General features: G+C 59.1%; 3 protein-coding genes. 2 read left to right on the forward strand and 1 reads right to left on the reverse strand.

The annotated features are described in order from the left end of the window. Positions 1-312: 312 nt before the first annotated feature. A complete protein-coding gene (locus EOA32_RS36210; protein ID WP_127248170.1) occupies positions 313-576 on the reverse strand; it encodes a DUF2285 domain-containing protein in 264 nt (87 codons plus the stop codon). A 584-nt stretch (positions 577-1160) separates the two neighbouring features. On the opposite strand from EOA32_RS36210, the gene groES reads away from it, so the two are divergent. Then, the gene (groES, locus tag EOA32_RS36215) at positions 1161-1457 is read left to right on the forward strand and encodes a co-chaperone GroES (RefSeq protein WP_008871949.1); all 297 of its coding nucleotides are present in this window, start codon (positions 1161-1163) and stop codon (positions 1455-1457) included. A 62-nt stretch (positions 1458-1519) separates the two neighbouring features. Next, a partial coding sequence (gene groEL / locus EOA32_RS36220; protein ID WP_128374229.1) for a chaperonin GroEL occupies positions 1520-2551 on the forward strand: 1032 nt, incomplete at its 3' end.

A 2551-nucleotide genomic window follows, 5' to 3' on the forward strand; every position in this document is an offset into this window, starting at 1 on the left:
GTATATCTACATGGTCCCGACGAAGAACCATTGGAACATCGTCCGGCTTTGACCCGCCACCAGAACACGGCTTCATCTTCTTCACCTTGCTGCGCCGGCCAGGTATGACGAGCGGCCGCCGCTGACCTGCATGGCCACGCACAGACGCATCGGCGCAGCAAATCTTCTACCTGTACAAGGAGCGGAGTTTGACAACGAATAGACGTCAGCGGAAGCCTGCATTCCCGCAGGCCCGGATGTCATCCATTCTTGTGGCGGACGCCGTGATCACGTCTGAACAAGCAGCGTGTGTCGCCGCCCGTTCATCGTCATTTACGCGAACAACTCCTTGTAACCGGTGGTCATCATCCAGTTCGCCCGATCGAGATGGCTTCTCGCGGCTTTCCGCGCGCGCACCGGCTCTTCCGCCGGATCGATGCCGAGGATGACCTGCGCCATCTCCTCATAACTGGCATCGTCGGCGGAGGCGTCCAGGAACCTCAAGTAGGTCTTGAAGTGCTCCTTGTCGTAGGCGGTCAGGCTGTCCGACCAGGGGACTTCATCTTTAAGACCTGGTTCAACGTCTGTGTATTTCATCACGATATCGGGCTCCGGAAACAACTGGTCGAAGATTTCGCTTCGATAGGCTACCCGAACCCGAGGGGAATATCGTCTCAACACGACATTCCGATCATGGTCTGCAAGTGCCTGCCGAAGCGATGAGCGCTCCTTTTGGCGATGCAACTCCAGGTTAGGGATGAATTGCAAAAAGCTCAGACTGTTCGGCTGGCCGTCGATTCTGGCCGACTGCTCGGCCAGCAATTTCACATAATTTCACATTCAAAACAGAGACGAAGTCGGCCCAGAGCTTAGGTCGAAAAGCGCTTACCAGCTGACCGCACCTATTGCGAAGAAATGCGCCACCGACCGCGGCAAGAACGCCAAAGCGCCGGATCGTGGACCCCTCTCGCGAGCGGTTTCTTACAAAACTGGTTGAGGCGCAGCATATTGTTTCCAAAATATTTTGCTCTTCGCCCTCTCTTCGTCCGTCCCCCTCGTTCGTCTTGACTAGCACGACCCCACAGCCTATCTCACCGCCACGTTAGCACTCTCCACTGGCGAGTGCCAACGACGCTCCGGCAACGGAGAACCTTTCAACCTCCGCACCAGGGATATCCAAAATGGCAAAGTCGAATTTCCGGCCGCTGCATGACCGCGTGGTCGTACGCCGGGTTGAATCCGAATCCAAGACCTCCGGCGGCATCATCATCCCCGACACGGCTAAGGAAAAGCCGCAGGAAGGCGACATCATCGCCGTTGGTTCCGGCGCCCGCGACGAAGCCGGCAAGCTCGTCCCGCTGGACGTCAAGGCCGGCGATCGCATCCTGTTCGGCAAGTGGTCGGGCACCGAAGTCAAGCTCAATGGCGAAGACCTTCTGATCATGAAGGAATCCGACATCATGGGCATCATCGGCTGAATATCGGCCTCACCGTCACTTAAATCCCAGGGCTCAATTCAAGCCCCTGCCAGGAGCTAAAAATGGCTGCCAAAGACGTAAAATTTTCTCGCGATGCCCGTGAGCGCATGCTGCGCGGCGTCAACATCCTCGCCGACGCAGTGAAGGTCACGCTCGGCCCCAAGGGCCGCAACGTGGTCATCGACAAGTCGTTCGGCGCTCCGCGCATCACCAAGGACGGCGTCACCGTCGCCAAGGAAATCGAGCTTGAGGACAAGTTCGAGAACATGGGCGCGCAGATGGTCCGCGAAGTTGCTTCGAAGACCAACGACATCGCCGGCGACGGCACCACGACCGCGACCGTTCTGGCGCAGTCGATCGTCCAGGAAGGCCACAAGGCGGTTGCCGCCGGCATGAACCCGATGGACCTGAAGCGCGGCATCGACCTCGCGGTCAGCGACGTCGTCTCGACGCTGATCAAGAACGCCAAGAAGATCAAGACCTCGGAAGAGGTTGCCCAGGTCGGCACCATCGCCGGCAATGGCGATGCTTCGGTCGGCTCGATGATCGCCGAAGCGATGCAGAAGGTCGGCAATGAGGGCGTCATCACGGTCGAGGAAGCCAAGACCGCCGAGACCGAACTCGAAGTCGTCGAAGGCATGCAGTTCGACCGCGGCTATCTCTCGCCCTACTTCGTCACCAACGCCGACAAGATGGTTGCGGATCTGGAAGACGCCTACATCCTTCTCCACGAGAAGAAGCTCTCCAACCTGCAGGCCATGCTGCCGATCCTCGAGGCTGTCGTGCAGACCTCGAAGCCGCTGGTCATCATTTCGGAAGACGTCGAAGGCGAGGCCCTGGCCACGCTGGTCGTCAACAAGCTGCGTGGCGGCCTGAAGATCGCCGCCGTCAAGGCGCCGGGCTTCGGTGATCGCCGCAAGGCCATGCTGGAAGACATCGCCATCCTCACCGGCGGCCAGGTCATTTCCGAAGACCTCGGCATCAAGCTCGAGAATGTCGGCCTCAACATGCTCGGCCGCGCCAAGAAGGTGTCTATCTCCAAGGAGAACACCACCATCGTCGACGGCGCCGGCAAGAAGGCCGAGATCCAGGGC

The sequence above is a fragment of the Mesorhizobium sp. M1A.F.Ca.ET.072.01.1.1 genome (assembly GCF_004023325.1).
Taxonomy (GTDB): Bacteria; Pseudomonadota; Alphaproteobacteria; order Rhizobiales; family Rhizobiaceae; genus Mesorhizobium.

Excerpts from the sequence above, each read along its gene's own strand:
- EOA32_RS36210 (WP_127248170.1), bottom strand. The coding sequence starts at position 576 with ATGAAATACACAGACGTTGAACCAGGTCTTAAAGATGAAGTCCCCTGG.
- groES (WP_008871949.1), top strand. The coding sequence starts at position 1,161 with ATGGCAAAGTCGAATTTCCGGCCGCTGCATGACCGCGTGGTCGTACGC.